We start from the raw sequence: 13742 nt of genomic DNA on the forward strand, positions 1-13742 counted from the left end.
GGTCTCCTCGATCAGCTTGGATGCCGGTCTCTACGCGGCCGGTTAGCGTTGCAACAGCGATTGAAAATGGGTGTAGACGCGCTCGGCGTCCGGCTCGAGGCCCGTAAAAATGCGCATCGCGTCGACCGCCTGGTAGACCGCCATGCCGCCGCCGCTCAGCGTGCGGCAGCCGAGCGCCTCGGCCGCCTGCAGCAGCGCTGTGCGAATCGGGAAATAGACGATGTCGGCAACCCACAGGTCGCGGTGCAGCAACTCGGCCGGCAGCGGCAGGCCGGGCATTTTGGCCATGCCGGTCGGCGTCGCGTGAATCAGTCCTTGCGCGGCGGCGAGCGATTCTTCGAGCGAGGTGCCCGCGCTGACCTTGGCTTTCGGGAAACGCGCCTGCAATTCGTCGGCGAGCGATTGCGCGCGGGCGGCATCGACGTCGAACAGCGTCAGCGACTGCGCGCCCATGTTCAGCGCCGCGTGCGCGACCGCCGCGCCGGCTCCGCCGGCGCCCAGCTGCACGACGCGCTCCAGCGACACGTCCGGCAGGCCGCGCTGGAACGCGCGCGCGAAGCCGGACCAGTCGGTGTTGTGACCGATACGCTTGCCGTCCTTGAACAGCACGGTGTTGACCGCGCCGAGCGCGCGGGCGTCATCGGACAGTTCATCGAGCAGCGGAATTACCGCCTGCTTGCAGGGATAGGTAATGTTCAGGCCGTTGTAACCCATCCGTTCGGCCGCGGTCAGCAGCTCCGGCAGCGCGGCGGAATCGAGCTTCTGCGCATCGAGATCGATGCGTCGATACACGTAATGCAGACCGAGTTTGCTGCCCTCTTCCTCGTGCATTGCGGGCGTGAGCGAACCGCTGATGCCCGAGCCGATCAGTCCGACCAGAAAGGACTGGGGCGTGGCCCGCAAACTCGCCTGCGCATTGGCCAACGCGGTGATCTGCGCGTCGGTCCGGGGATTTTCCTGTGTGTTCGCTTGAGTGTTCATTTCGCCGCCCTATTCTTAAGAATCGTCGCCATCCGTTCCAGCGCGAGCACATAACCCTGCGTGCCGCAGCCAACGATGATCGCGTCCGCCACCGCCGACACGTACGAGTGATGCCGGAACGCTTCGCGCCTATGCACGTTCGAGATATGCACCTCGATGACGGGCTTTTCGATCGCCGTCAGCGCGTCGGCGATTGCAACCGACGTATGTGTGTACGCGGCCGGATTGATCACGATGCCGTCGACCTTGGTGCGCGCCGCGTGCAGCCAGTCGATCAGTTGATGCTCGGCGTTCGACTGGCAGAAGTCGATCGCGAGGTCGAGGCGCTCGCCCGCGTCGCGGCACAGCTTCGCGACGTCGTCGAGCGTTTCCGAGCCGTAGATGGCCGGCTCGCGCGTGCCCAGCAGATTGAGGTTCGGTCCGTTCAGGACCAGTACGGAGGCAAAGCTCATGACAACGACTCCCACAAAATGAAGCGCGACTCGAACCGCTGCTCTCGCGACGGTTCTTCGACGCATGACGAAGTGTGCGCTCATCGGCCGTCGCCGTCATTCGGGGTTTCTACGAATTTGTACCATCTAGTTAGTTTGTATAGACTGGCGAAACTCCCGGCTAATGTGGGGTATTCTGGTCTGCGTCTTGCTGCAGTGCGTAACGAAATAGCTCATTTGCGCATTGCAGCAAGCCCGGCAGGCCGCGCCCAAAGGCGCGCCGCAGCGGTTTGTCTGCTTGTTTCCCTTTCGTTTGTCCGTCTTTGCAGGAGCCGTTCATGCAACGTTCGATAGCCACCGTGTCGATAAGCGGCACCCTCGTCGAGAAGCTGAGCGCGATCCGCGCGGCAGGCTTCGAAGGTGTCGAAATCTTTGAGAACGACCTGCTGTATTTCGACGGCTCGCCGGCCGACGTGCGCCGCATCGCCGACGACCTCGGCCTGAAGATCATGCTGTTCCAGCCGTTTCGCGATTTCGACGGCGTCAGTCCCGAGCGGCTCGAGCGCAACCTCGATCGCGCGAAGCGCAAGTTCGACGTGATGCACGAGCTGGGCACGGACCGGATCCTCGTGTGCAGCAACGTGTCGCCCGAGACGATCTGCGACGACTCACTGATGATCGACCAGTTGGGCGCGCTGGCGCGCGCGGCCGAAGCGGCCGGCGTAATCGCCGGTTACGAGGCGCTCGCCTGGGGCAAGCACGTGAAGACGTACCGCCACGCGTGGAAACTCGTCGACGCCGTGAACCATCCGAGCCTCGGGCTCGTACTCGACAGCTTTCATACGCTGTCGCTGAACGACACGCTCGACGCGATCGCCGAGATTCCGGGCGAGCGCATCGCGTTCGTGCAGATCGCAGACGCGCCGAAGCTCGCGATGGACGTGCTCGAATGGAGCCGCCACTACCGCTGCTTCCCCGGCCAGGGCGACTTCGATCTCGCGAACTTCACCGCGCAGGTCGTCAAGGCCGGCTATAAGGGCCCGCTCTCGCTGGAAATCTTCAACGACGGCTTTCGCGCCGCCCCCACCACGATCACGGCCGCCGATGGCCATCGCTCGCTGTTGTTCCTCGAAGAGCAAACTCGCGCGCTGCTCGAAGGGCAGCAGCCGCAGAAGACATCGGGCGACCTGTACCGCTCGCCCGCCGCACCCGCGCACGTCGGCTATCAGTTCCTCGAATTCGCGGTCGATCACACCACCCGCGCGCAGCTCGCCGACTGGCTCGGCAAGCTGCGCTTTCGCCAGGCCGGCCAGCATCGTTCGAAGGACGTGACGCTGTATCAGCACGGCGCGGCATCCATCGTGCTGAACGCCGAGCCCGATTCGTTCGCGAACGCGTTTTTCCAGCAGCATGGCTTGTCGCTGTGCGCATCGGCGTTTCGTGTCGACGACGCGAGCCAGGCATTCGAGCGCGCCGCCGGCTTCGGCTACACGCCGTTCTCCGGCCAAATCGGGCCGAATGAGCGCGTGCTGCCGGCCGTGCAGGCACCGGATGGGAGCCTGAACTATTTCGTCGACGAAACGCCGGATCAGCCCACGCTGTTCGAGGCCGATTTCGTGCTGACTGACATCAACGGGCCGACCGAGGTGGGACCGCTCGAGCGCATCGACCACGTGTGCCTGTCGGTGCCGGCGAGTGCGCTCGATACGTGGGTGCTGTTTCTGCGCACCGCGTTCGGCTTCCAGGCCGAGCCGGGCGTGCTCGTGCCCGATCCGTACGGCCTCGTGCGCAGCCGCGCGCTGCGCAGCGCCGACGGCTCGGTGCGGATCGCACTGAATGCATCGGTGGATCGCCATACCGCGGTAGCCGAGGCGCTGCACATGTATCACGGTTCCGGACTGAACCACGTCGCTTTCAGTACCGGCGACATCTTCAGCGCGATCCCCGAGTTCGTCGCCGACGGCGTGCCGATCCTGCGCATTCCGCGCAATTACTACGACGACCTCGCGGCCCGCTACGCGCTGTCCGACACGCTGCTCGAAGCGATGCGCGCGAACAATATCCTGTACGACCGCGACGAACGCGGCGGCGAGTTTTTCCACGCTTATACGGAGCAACTCGACCAGCGCTTCTTCCTCGAAATCGTCGAGCGGCGCGGTGGTTATGACGGCTATGGCGCGGCCAATGCGGCGGTGCGGCTCGCGGCTCAGGCACAGCGCCGCAAGTAGCGGGCAGGCAGACACCCGAGGCGGCGGCTTCGTCATTGAAAAGTTGCCGCGTCGATACGGATTTCGTCTTCTCAGGCACGCGATTTGCGCCCCCAACGGGCAGATTCGCCGTCTCGATATAATGGCGGCTGTTTTGCGGTCCAGCCCGCGCGACGCGTGGACCCTCGGCCGAATCGCCGAATCAACGCCAGGAGAGATATGAAGAAGTTCGCTGCAGTCCTGTCCCTTTCGCTGCTTCTCAACGCTTGCGCGTATTTCCAGAAAGACCCCGATTCCGGCGAACCCGTCACGGACACGACGACGCAGCGTTCGGTCGACGACGTCGTCGCCTGTCTGACGCAGTTGGCCAATCACCACAACGCCGCGTTCAAGTCGACCGGGATCCCGCAAGGCCAGATGCTCGACTTTGGCGACTCGAACATCATCAAGGTACGCAGTGACAATGGCGCGACAACTTACCGTTTCTATGCGGGCAAGCGTCATGTAAGCAACCTGTGGATCGAATCGGCAGCCAAAACCTGCGCGCCATAAGGCTTTATGGCGCAAAAAACCGAAGTTGCGGGCGCCGGAATTTGATCCATTGCAACGTTCATGTCACGGTGTTACAGGACAATGGAGTCTTAAGAATCGTTTAAGACTTCGTCCGCAACATCCCCGGACATGTCCCCGCACGAGGTGCGCTCCATGAACCAGCCCGAACCGAATACCAACGAAACGCCGGCCAAGCGGCCCACTATCCTGCGCCGTCTGTTGAGCCATCACGAACTCGCGACGCTGCTGCTGTTGTTGCACGCACCGATCGATGCATCCGCAAAACCCGAAATTCCGCAGCTTTACGAAGCAGGTCTCGTCGAGACCGTTTCGAACGACGCGGGCAGCTCGCATATCCGCCTCACGTCCGAGGGTAATGCGGTGTTGCGGGGGCTTGGGGTGAAGTAAAGGACGACCATCGTAAAGATTTGAGGCCGCGGCAACGGTCGACGTTGCCGCGGCCTTTTTTCATTCAAGCCTCTCAAGCCTGCCACACCCCATACCCCGCCTCGCGCAACCCGATCGCCAGCTCCACTTCCATATCCTGCGCGCCGCGGTAAGGCATCGGGTTGAACACTTCGTACAGTTCGGGCATCAGACGCAAACCATAGTCGCGCACATATCGGTTGGCTTGAATGCCTGCCTTGTGCCGATCGAAGCGCAAGTCCGGGTCGAGCCCGGTCATGCCGACGTACACGCACGGCTTGTCGAAACGGTAATCGGGATTCGCGCGACGAAAGCGCGCCTCATTCCACACCTGGTCGTCGAGCGCGACGACGTACACGTAATAGTGATGCCCGCGAGCCGCCATCACACGCCCGATGCCGCTCAGCCGCGCAGCGTGCCGTGCAGCAACATCCGGTATTCGGTCGGTGTGACGCCGACGGTCGCCTTGAATTGCCGCGTGAACGCGCTGTGATCGGTGTAGCCGCAACGCGCGGCGACGTCGGTGACCTTGTCATGCGAAACCAGCAGCGCGGTCGCCGCATCGAGCCGCGTTTTCAGCAGCACCTGGCGCGGCGTCAGATGAAACACCTTGTGAAAGTAGCGCTCCAACTGCGCGACCGACATGTCCGCCATCGCCGCAAGCTGCTTCAGGTTCAGCGGCTGCACGTAATTCTCCTAGATCGACTGCACGACGGCGGCGAGCCGGCTGTAGGCCGGGTGGCTGCTTTCGTCGGCTTTCAGATCGCGGGAGATGCCGGCGAGGCCGACCACCTTGCCGCTCGCATCGCGCAACGGCTGTTTGCAGGTCAGGCACCAGCCCGGTTGACGGCCCGGATACAGATGCAATTCGAGCTGATCGAGCATCTGGTTGCCGACGCCGATGATCGCCTTGTCCTGCGCGGTATAGATGCGCCCGAAGCGGCGCGGAAACACGTCTTCCGCGGTCTTGCCGAGCAGCGCCGCCTTTTCCTTGAAGCCGCAACGCGAGGCCAGCGTGCGGTTCACGAGCGCGTAACGCGCGTCCGCGTCCTTCACGAAGAACACGACGTCCGGCATTGCATCGAATACCGGCTCGAGCAACCTGAAATGCGACAGCATGCCGGACAGCGTCGTATCGTCCGGTTCGAGCGGATGAGCCAGCGTGTTCATCGTGCGGTTCCGTTGGTGCGGCCTGGTTGATTGCGTTGGGTTGCGTTCGCGGATCGCTGCGCGGTGCGGCCGGGCAGCCTGCTCGTGCAGTTGATAGCGATCGATTATAGAGCCGCGCGCCGCGCGCCAATATCCGCCGAGGGTAAGCGCGGAGCCGTCATGGCGCCGCTGTCGGCGGCTCAGCGGCGCTCATCAGCGTGCCAATTTGCGCCGGGCTAAATGGCGGACGTGCCGCAGCGGCCGGCCAGCCGAAGTACAGGCTCGCGGCCGCGCCGCAGATGCGCCCCTGGCAAGGGCCCATGCCGCAGCGCGTCTGCAGCTTCGCGTCACGCCAGTCGGCGCAGCGGCGCACCTCGCCGACGCTCACGTCCTCGCAACGGCACAGCAGCGTCGCGTCGGCGGGCGGCGTGCGAGCCGCCTCGCCCAATGCGAACGACGCCGCGACGCGCGCGCCAAAGCCCCGCCAGCGCGCGCGCTGCAGAACGAGCGCCGTCAGCGCGGCGCGCTGGGCCGCCGCCGCGCCGCTCGCCACGAGCCCGGCGATCTCGCCTTCCGCGCAAGCGAGTTCCGCGCCGCCGACGCCTGTGCACTCGCCCGCCGCATAAACGCGCTCGAGCGAGGTGCGCTGCCCAGCGTCGACGACGATTTCACCCGCGTCGTTAATCGCGCAGCCGAGCGCCTGGGCAAGCGTGACGTTGGGCAGCAGTCCGTAGCCGCACGCGAGGCGGTCGCAGTCGAGCGTCTCGTCGCGCTCGCCGCGCCGGATCGTCACCTGCTGCACGCGCTCGGCACCGCGGGCTTCGCGCACGATGCTGCCGGTCCAGTAGCGCAGTCCCGCGAAACCGCGCGTGAGGCTGATCGCCTGACGCAGCTTCGCAGGCTCGCGCAGCAGCGACACGCCGAAACGCGCGACCTCGGCCGCCGATGCCTGTTCGACCACCGCGATCACATGCGCGCCGGCCTCTCGCGCGGTGGCCAGCGCGGCCATCAGCAGCGGGCCGCTGCCGGCGATCACGATGCGTTCGCCGCGCACCGGCATGCCGCCTTTGATCAGCGCCTGCAATGCGCCCGCGCCGGTTACGCCGGGCAAGGTCCAGCCGGGAAACGGCAGAAGACGCTCGCGCGCGCCGGTCGCGAGAATCAGTCTGTCGTAGGTGATCGACACGCCGCCGTGTTCGGCGGATTCGAGCAGCAAAGCTTGCGCGCCGAGCGGCGCGACCACGCGCGTCGATGGCCAGTAAGTGAAGTTTTGCTGCGATTGCAACGCTGCGAGTAACGCATGCAGCGGCGCTTGCGGCGGATAGGTGGGCCCCTGGCGCCAGATCTGGCCGCCGGCGCGCGGGTTGTCATCGATCTGCGCGACCGTCGCGCCTGCCTGCGCCGCCGCTCGCGCGGCATTCAGCCCGGCCGGACCACCGCCGATCACCACGATGTCGAAGTGCTGCGTCATGCGTCTACGGTCCCGTTTCGTGTCTGCACGCGCTGGCCGTCGCGGCACAGCGTCTGGCACGCGAGCACGTACGCGAGTCCGTCGATCGTCACGCGGCACTCCTGACACACGCCCATCCCGCACAACGCGTCGCGCGGCTCGCCTGTGACCGAAAGACGCGAGCCGCGGATACCCGCCATAGCGAGCGCCGCGGCCACGGTCGTACCGGGTTTCACTTCGATGCAGCAACCATCGACCGTCAAACGGATGCTAGCCGCGTCAGTGTCAGTCATGGGACACCTGTTCAGCAAAACGGACCGGCAGATAAGGTTCGAACGGAATCGGCGCGGCGTGGCCCGCGATCTGCGCCGCGAGGAGTTTCGCGGTCGCAAGTGAGGTCGTTACGCCCAGTCCTTCGTGACCGACCGCAAGCCATACGCGGGACGTGGAACCAGCGCCAAATTCGGGTGCAAACTCGCCGGCCGGTCCGATTAGCGGCAGGCCGTCCGGAGACGCGGCACGAAAGCCCGTCCACGCTCGGACGCCGCTGAGCGTCGGCAACGCCGGCAGATATTGCGCTGCACGTTGTAGCATCTGCGCGAGCACGGGCATCTCGACGGCGGGATCGGTCGTTTCGAACTGGCGCGACGAGCCGATCAGCAATTGCCCGGTCGGACGCGGCTGCGCGTTGAACGCGACCGACGTGCCGGTCGCGTGATGTGCGCTCTTGACGTAGCCGAGCTCCAGCAGTTGATGACGGATGAGCCCCGGGTAGCGGTCGGTGATCAGCAGATGGCCTTTCTTCGGCTGCATCGGCAGCGACGGCAGCAATTGCGCCGCGCCGATGCCGTTCGCGACGATCACCTGCGCCGCGCTGATGCGCTCGCCGCTCGCCAGCGTCACACCACCCGCATCGATCGACGTGACCTGCGCACCGAGCCGCACGCCGATGTTCGCCGCGTGCGGCGATCGGGCGAGCAGCCATTCGGCGGCGGTCGGCGCATACACGATGCTGTCGTGCTCGATGCGCAAGCCGCCGGCCATCGATGGCGCGAGCGCCGGTTCGCAGGCGCGCAACCCGGCTGCGTCGATCAGTTGCGCGGCAACGCCTTGGCTCTCAAACGCCGCATGCATTGTGCGCGCGGCTTGCCATTCTTCGTCGTCGGCTGCGACCCACAGTGTGCCGCAGCGCGCGAACGCGTCGCGCGCGCGAAGCTGCGGCGCGAGTTCGAGCCACAGCTCGCGCGAATAACGGCTCAGTGCGAATTCCGCGGGCGAGTCGTTCATCACGACGATATGGCCCATGCCGGCCGCCGTCGCGCCGCCGCCGATGCGCTGCGCGTCGAGCACGTCGACACGCAGGCCGAGCGCGGCCAGTTCCGCCGCGCACGCGGCACCGACGATACCCGCTCCGATGATCAGCGCGTCCCGGCTCATGCGGTCCGGATACCCCACGCAAACGGATCGCGCTCATCGAAACACAGACGCCCCTCGGCCATGATGTGCGCGTGACCGGTGATGGTCGGAATCACGCGGACGCCGTCGTGAACGCCATCGCCCGCGGCGCGATAGCTCGCCTCGAACACGCTGCCGATGATGCTCTCCTGGCGCCACACCGCGCCTTCGGCGAGCTTGCCGTCGGCCGCGAGGCACGCAACCTTCGCGCTGGTGCCGGTGCCACACGGCGAGCGGTCGTACGCATTGCCCGGACACAGCACGAAGCTGCGGCTGTCGAGGCCCTCGCGCGAGCCCGGTCCGAACAGCTCGATATGGTCGATCAGCGCGCCGTTCGCGCCGGTGATGTTCTGTGCGATCAGCGCGTCGCGAATCGCCGAGCTGAAAGCCGTCAGGCTCGCGATGTTCGCGGCTTCGAGCTCGTGCCCATGCTCGGCCACGAGGAAAAACCAGTTGCCGCCCCAGCCGATGTCGCCGGTCAGCACGCCATAGCCAGGCACGTCGACCTGCACGGCCTTGCGGTGGCGATACGCGGGCACGTTGCGCACCGCGACGCCGCCGTCTTCGTTCAGCGTCGCCTCCACCACGCCGACCGGCGTTTCGATCCGGTGCCGTCCCGGCCCGATCCGCCCCATGTGCGCGAGCGACACGACGAGCCCGATCGTGCCGTGACCGCACATGCCGAGATAGCCGACGTTGTTGAAGAAGATCACGCCGGCCGCGCAGCTAGGATCGTCGGGCTCGCAGAGCAGCGCGCCGACCACCACGTCCGAACCCCGTGGTTCGGTGACGATGCCGGCGCGCCAGTCGTCGAAGCGGGTGCGGAAAACGTCGAGCCGTTGCGCGAGCGTGCCGCCGCCCAGATCCGGGCCACCCGACACCACGAGGCGGGTAGGCTCACCGCCGGTGTGCGAGTCGATGATGTTGAGGGTTTTCATGTCGCCCATGGTAGGAATCGCGGGCAGGTGGGTCTTGGTGCGCGTGCGCGCGGATTGAGACGATTTCGGCATACCGGGACGATGTGTGATCCGCCGCGCGCGCGGCGTGCGGAACGTCCCGCTATTCGGTATCGGCGTCGACAAACATCACTCCGAACCCGGCACCGAACGCCGCTGGCCAGCCCGACAGCCTATAACGCGGATTTCAGCATATACCCGGCCGACTGCAAATCTTCATTCGCTGAGCACGTGGTCACCGACCCGCAGCAACCGGTAGCCGCTCCTGTATACAGGCTGCAGCCGGAAACCGTTACGCGGCTCGATCGCGAGCAACAGACGCAGCCGCGACACGTGACTGTCGATGGTCCGCGTGTATTCGCGCAACTCGCGGCCCCACACCGTCGCGAAGATATGGTCGCGCGACATCACGCGATCGATATTGGAAAAGAGCAGCACCGCGATCCGGTACTGCGTGGGCGACAACGGTACCGGCTCGCCATGCAGCGCGACCGCCCGGCGATGCGTGTCAAAGCGATAAGGGCCGATCTCGAAGCACGTCGCGGCGCTGAAGCTCACCGGGTAAGCGCGCCGCAGCAGCGCCGCGACTCGCGCGCGAAACTCGGCGTCCCGCAACGGCAACGCGAGGTATTCGTCGGCGCCGCCAGTGAGCGCGCGCACCATGCTTTCCTCCGACCTGTCGTTCGACACGAACATGATCGGCACATGCTCGCCCGCCACGACGCGCATCGAGCGCAACAGGTCCGCTCCGGCGGGCCGCGTATCCTGCCAGTCGAGCACCAGCAGATCCATGGTGGAGTGCACGAGCGATTTCGACATCGCGCGGCCGTCGTCATACGCGGCGCAGAAATGGCCGGCTCTCACCAGCATTGATTTAATGGACTGACGCATGACCGGGTCACGCTGAAGGACAGCAACGCGCATGGAATGACTCTCGAAAAGGACTCGCGGGCCATTCTCCGGGGCGCACCCCGGTCCCTCCCTTCGGAGCATTCCGAATTTCGGCGCTTTCTTCGCCCAACTGGGCGCTTCCGCGGCACTTCCGCTTTCATCCTGTAAAATTCGCGCCGGCCTCCGTCGTCAGCGCGCCCGCCCTATCCGGACGGCGCGCCCGTGTCCCGTGCTCTACCCAGCGCCTGCCACACTTCTCGCCCGACGACCGCCGTATGTCCACGCGTGACCCGCGTGGCTCCCAATTCAACAAAAGACATGGCAATGCAAGCAACAAATCTGGGTGGAGCACAGGCTGTCACCCCACGCCCGCTTGGGCACAGCGATTACAAGACACTCGGTCTCGCCGCGCTCGGCGGAGCGCTCGAGTTCTACGACTTCATCATCTTCGTTTTCTTCGCGCCCGCGATCGGCCAGCTGTTCTTCCCGGCGGCGATGCCGGACTGGCTGCGCCAGGTACAGACTTTCGGCATTTTCGCGGCCGGTTATCTGGCGCGGCCGCTCGGCGGCATCATCATGGCGCACTTCGGCGACCTGTTCGGCCGCAAGCGCATGTTCACGCTGAGCGTGCTGCTGATGTCGGTGCCGACGCTGCTGATGGGCCTGATGCCCACCTACGCGAGCATCGGCGTGCTCGCGCCGGTGCTGCTGCTGCTGTTCCGCGTGATGCAGGGCGCGGCGGTCGGCGGCGAAGTGCCGGGCGCATGGGTGTTCGTGTCCGAGCATGTGCCCGGGCGGCACGTCGGCTACGCGTGCGGCACGCTGACGGCCGGCCTCACCGCCGGCATTCTGCTCGGCTCGCTGATCGCGTCGGCGGTCAATCGCCATTTCACGCCGGCCGATATTTCCGAGTTTGCGTGGCGTATTCCGTTCCTCATCGGCGGCGTGTTCGGCATGTTCTCGGTCTACCTGCGCCGCTGGCTGCACGAGACGCCGGTGTTCGCCGAGCTGAAGCAGCGCAAGGCGATCGCCGCGGAAGTGCCGCTGAAGGCCGTACTGCGCGATCACGGCCGCGCGGTGATCGTGTCGATGCTGCTCACGTGGATGCTGTCGGCGGCGATCGTCGTCGTGATCCTGATGACGCCGACGCTGCTGCAAAAGCAATTCCACATCGAGCCGGCTACCGCGCTGCTCGCGAACTGTGTCGCGACGCTGTGCCTGACGATCGGCTGCGTGATGGCGGGTTCGATCGCCGGACGGTTTGGCGCGGGTCGCACGATTTTCGTCGGCGGCGTAGCGCTTGCGATTACGTACTACGTGATGTTTCGCCAGTTGACCGTCGACACGTCCCTGCTCGTGCCGCTGTACGCACTCGCCGGGCTGTTCGTCGGCGTGATCGGCGCGATTCCGCTCGTGATGGTCCGCGGATTCCCGCCGGTCGTGCGCTTCTCGGGCATCTCGTTCTCGTACAATGTCGCGTACGCGGTGTTCGGCGGTCTGACGCCGATCGCCGTTTCGCTGATGATGAAGTCGAACCCGCTGGCCGCGCCGCTGTACGTCGCGGCCATCTGCGTGCTGGGCGCACTGACCACGCTGTTCATCAAGGACGCGCCGCAGGGGCGTTAAGCCGACGCCGCATCTCGCTTCGTCGATCCGCATCCAGCGTGTCGACGAAGCGCCCCGCGACGGCGCGGTTTTCGACGCGCCGTCACTCGTACGGGCGACATCCATACTTCACGCCGCGCCGAAACGTGGCACGCTGCATCGGGCATACGATGCAGTCATGAACTCATCCAAATCCTCCTTTTCGCCCACCCTCGGCCGCGTTCTCGCGACCGTCAGCGTCGGCTTCGTGGTCACTCAACTCGACGTGACCATCGTCAATATCGCGCTGCCGCGAATCGGCGCGGATCTGCACGCGAACGTCGCGGGACTGCAATGGGTCGTCGATGCGTACACGCTCGCGTTCGCCGTGCTGATGCTGTCGGCCGGCGCGCTCGGCGACCGCTTCGGCGCGCGGCGCATGTACGCGTGCGGAATCGTGCTGTTCGCGCTGGCGTCGCTGGCCTGCGGACTCGCGCTCGACGCGCCGATGCTGGTCGCCGCGCGCGCGGTGCAAGGCATCGGCGCGGCCGCGATGCTGCCGAATTCGCTCGCGCTGCTCAATCAATCGTTCGGCCACGACCCGAAGCTGCGCGCACGCGCGGTCGGCCTGTGGACCGCGTCCGGCGCGATTTCGATCGCGGCGGGGCCGGTGGCCGGCGGTCTGCTGATCGCCGCGTTCGGCTGGCGCAGCATCTTCCTCGTCAATCTGCCGATCTGCGCGGCCGGCCTGCTCGCGACGCTGCTGTGGATTCCGCGTCCGCAAACCGCGCAGCGCCGCGCGCCCGCCGCCGCTCGCGGCAACACCGGCGCGACGCCGCGCGGCATCGATCTCGGCGGCCAGGGTCTCGCGATCGTCGCGCTGACCGCGTTCGTCGGCGCGGTGATCGAATGGCGGCCGCTCGGGCTCGCGCATCCGCTGGTCGCCGGCGGCTTCGTGCTGGCGCTGCTGGCGGCGGTCGCGTTCGTGTTCGTCGAAGCGCGCGTCGCGAGCCCGATGCTGCCGCTGTCGCTGTTCGGCACGCGCACGTTCAGCGCCGCGGTGCTGTTCGGTATCTGCGTGAACCTGACGTATTACGGCATGGTATTCGTGCTGAGCCTTTACCTGCAGCGCGTGCGTGGCTACACGCCGCTGCAGGCGGGCCTCGCGTTCCTGCCGCTGACGGGCGGCTTCCTGGTCTCGAACGTCGCGAGCGGCTGGGTGATCGGCCGCCTCGGGGTGCGCGTGCCGATGATCCTCGGCGCGATCACGGCCGGTCTCGGCTACGGCCTGCTGCATCTCGTCGATGCCGACACGCCGCTGATCGGCCTGCTGCTGCCGTTTTTGCTGATTCCGTCAGGCATGGGGCTCGCGGTGCCGGCGATGACGACGGCGGTGCTCGCCTCGACCGAAGCGCGGCGCGCGGGCACGGCGTCGGCGGTATTGAACACGGCGCGCCAGGCCGGCGGCGCGGTGGGCGTGGCGGCGTTCGGGGCGCTCGCGGGCGGCGCGGCCGCGACCCAGATCGTGCCGGGGATGCAGGCGGCGACGGCTATTTCGGTGGGATTGCTGGTGCTGGGTCTCGTGCTTGCGTGCTTCGTGCATCCGGAGCCGCACGCGACGGCGTCGTCTGCGCGCGGGGCGAGAGCCGCGAGTAAGTAA

General features: G+C 66.2%; 13 protein-coding genes and 1 pseudogene. 5 read left to right on the top strand and 9 right to left on the bottom strand.

The window, feature by feature from the left end:
• Positions 1–42: 42 nt before the first annotated feature.
• Positions 43–981 (bottom strand): shikimate dehydrogenase, encoded by a 939-nt coding sequence (locus QFZ94_RS05115; protein WP_368582353.1) that lies wholly within the window; start codon positions 979–981, stop codon positions 43–45.
• On the bottom strand, positions 978–1433 hold the full coding sequence (gene aroQ / locus QFZ94_RS05120; protein WP_018434232.1) for a type II 3-dehydroquinate dehydratase: 456 nt from the start codon (positions 1431–1433) through the stop codon (positions 978–980). Before aroQ ends, QFZ94_RS05115 begins: the two co-directional genes overlap by 4 nt.
• Positions 1434–1750: 317 nt before the next feature.
• Between aroQ and QFZ94_RS05125 the strand changes: the two genes are divergently transcribed.
• The 3 genes from QFZ94_RS05125 to QFZ94_RS05135 all read left to right on the top strand — a co-directional run bounded on the left by QFZ94_RS05125 (position 1751) and on the right by QFZ94_RS05135 (position 4579).
• Positions 1751–3640 (top strand): bifunctional sugar phosphate isomerase/epimerase/4-hydroxyphenylpyruvate dioxygenase family protein, encoded by a 1890-nt coding sequence (locus tag QFZ94_RS05125; RefSeq protein ID WP_429455791.1) that lies wholly within the window; start codon positions 1751–1753, stop codon positions 3638–3640.
• A 198-nt stretch (positions 3641–3838) separates the two neighbouring features.
• Positions 3839–4171, top strand: a complete 333-nt coding sequence (locus QFZ94_RS05130) for a hypothetical protein (RefSeq protein WP_176106532.1) — start codon at positions 3839–3841, stop codon at positions 4169–4171.
• Between the two features lie 153 nt (positions 4172–4324).
• Entirely contained in the window at positions 4325–4579 is a 255-nt protein-coding gene (locus tag QFZ94_RS05135; RefSeq protein ID WP_429455792.1) for a hypothetical protein, read from the top strand.
• A 73-nt stretch (positions 4580–4652) separates the two neighbouring features.
• Here QFZ94_RS05135 and QFZ94_RS05140 read toward each other — a convergent pair whose 3' ends face one another.
• From QFZ94_RS05140 to QFZ94_RS05170, 7 genes and pseudogenes are all read right to left on the bottom strand, one after another.
• Positions 4653–4982 carry a hypothetical protein gene (locus QFZ94_RS05140; RefSeq protein ID WP_429455793.1) on the bottom strand — a complete coding sequence of 110 codons (330 nt, stop codon included), beginning with the start codon at positions 4980–4982 and terminating at the stop codon, positions 4653–4655.
• 17 nt (positions 4983–4999) lie between these two features.
• Positions 5000–5767: pseudogene (locus QFZ94_RS05145) on the bottom strand (helix-turn-helix domain-containing protein).
• Between the two features lie 157 nt (positions 5768–5924).
• Positions 5925–7217: an NAD(P)/FAD-dependent oxidoreductase gene (locus tag QFZ94_RS05150; RefSeq protein WP_429455794.1), complete on the bottom strand. Its 1293-nt coding sequence runs from the start codon at positions 7215–7217 to the stop codon at positions 5925–5927.
• Entirely contained in the window at positions 7214–7489 is a 276-nt protein-coding gene (locus QFZ94_RS05155) for a (2Fe-2S)-binding protein (RefSeq protein ID WP_429455795.1), read from the bottom strand. Before QFZ94_RS05155 ends, QFZ94_RS05150 begins: the two co-directional genes overlap by 4 nt.
• A complete protein-coding gene (locus QFZ94_RS05160) occupies positions 7482–8633 on the bottom strand; it encodes an NAD(P)/FAD-dependent oxidoreductase (RefSeq protein ID WP_429455796.1) in 1152 nt (383 codons plus the stop codon). The genes QFZ94_RS05155 and QFZ94_RS05160 overlap by 8 nt, the downstream gene beginning before the upstream one ends.
• Positions 8630–9598, bottom strand: coding sequence for a 4-hydroxyproline epimerase (locus QFZ94_RS05165; protein ID WP_429457710.1), 969 nt, complete (start codon positions 9596–9598; stop codon positions 8630–8632). Before QFZ94_RS05165 ends, QFZ94_RS05160 begins: the two co-directional genes overlap by 4 nt.
• Positions 9599–9823: 225 nt before the next feature.
• The gene (locus QFZ94_RS05170) at positions 9824–10531 is read right to left on the bottom strand and encodes a response regulator transcription factor (protein WP_410849465.1); all 708 of its coding nucleotides are present in this window, start codon (positions 10529–10531) and stop codon (positions 9824–9826) included.
• Between the two features lie 291 nt (positions 10532–10822).
• On the opposite strand from QFZ94_RS05170, the gene QFZ94_RS05175 reads away from it, so the two are divergent.
• Positions 10823–12124 carry an MFS transporter gene (locus QFZ94_RS05175; RefSeq protein ID WP_429455797.1) on the top strand — a complete coding sequence of 434 codons (1302 nt, stop codon included), beginning with the start codon at positions 10823–10825 and terminating at the stop codon, positions 12122–12124.
• A 157-nt stretch (positions 12125–12281) separates the two neighbouring features.
• Positions 12282–13742 (top strand): MFS transporter, encoded by a 1461-nt coding sequence (locus QFZ94_RS05180; protein ID WP_429455798.1) that lies wholly within the window; start codon positions 12282–12284, stop codon positions 13740–13742.

The sequence above is a fragment of the Paraburkholderia sp. JPY465 genome (assembly GCF_050436725.1).
GTDB classification, from domain to species: Bacteria; Pseudomonadota; Gammaproteobacteria; order Burkholderiales; family Burkholderiaceae; genus Paraburkholderia; species Paraburkholderia youngii.

What these genes read in the sequence shown, in the direction of transcription:
- QFZ94_RS05115 (WP_368582353.1), bottom strand. Translation starts at nt 981, where the DNA reads ATGAACACTCAAGCGAACACACAGGAAAATCCCCGGACCGACGCGCAG.
- aroQ (WP_018434232.1), bottom strand. Translation starts at nt 1,433, where the DNA reads ATGAGCTTTGCCTCCGTACTGGTCCTGAACGGACCGAACCTCAATCTG.
- QFZ94_RS05125 (WP_429455791.1), top strand. Translation starts at nt 1,751, where the DNA reads ATGCAACGTTCGATAGCCACCGTGTCGATAAGCGGCACCCTCGTCGAG.
- QFZ94_RS05130 (WP_176106532.1), top strand. Translation starts at nt 3,839, where the DNA reads ATGAAGAAGTTCGCTGCAGTCCTGTCCCTTTCGCTGCTTCTCAACGCT.
- QFZ94_RS05135 (WP_429455792.1), top strand. Translation starts at nt 4,325, where the DNA reads ATGAACCAGCCCGAACCGAATACCAACGAAACGCCGGCCAAGCGGCCC.
- QFZ94_RS05140 (WP_429455793.1), bottom strand. Translation starts at nt 4,982, where the DNA reads ATGGCGGCTCGCGGGCATCACTATTACGTGTACGTCGTCGCGCTCGAC.
- QFZ94_RS05150 (WP_429455794.1), bottom strand. Translation starts at nt 7,217, where the DNA reads ATGACGCAGCACTTCGACATCGTGGTGATCGGCGGTGGTCCGGCCGGG.
- QFZ94_RS05155 (WP_429455795.1), bottom strand. Translation starts at nt 7,489, where the DNA reads ATGACTGACACTGACGCGGCTAGCATCCGTTTGACGGTCGATGGTTGC.
- QFZ94_RS05160 (WP_429455796.1), bottom strand. Translation starts at nt 8,633, where the DNA reads ATGAGCCGGGACGCGCTGATCATCGGAGCGGGTATCGTCGGTGCCGCG.
- QFZ94_RS05165 (WP_429457710.1), bottom strand. Translation starts at nt 9,598, where the DNA reads ATGGGCGACATGAAAACCCTCAACATCATCGACTCGCACACCGGCGGT.
- QFZ94_RS05170 (WP_410849465.1), bottom strand. Translation starts at nt 10,531, where the DNA reads ATGCGCGTTGCTGTCCTTCAGCGTGACCCGGTCATGCGTCAGTCCATT.
- QFZ94_RS05175 (WP_429455797.1), top strand. Translation starts at nt 10,823, where the DNA reads ATGCAAGCAACAAATCTGGGTGGAGCACAGGCTGTCACCCCACGCCCG.
- QFZ94_RS05180 (WP_429455798.1), top strand. Translation starts at nt 12,282, where the DNA reads ATGAACTCATCCAAATCCTCCTTTTCGCCCACCCTCGGCCGCGTTCTC.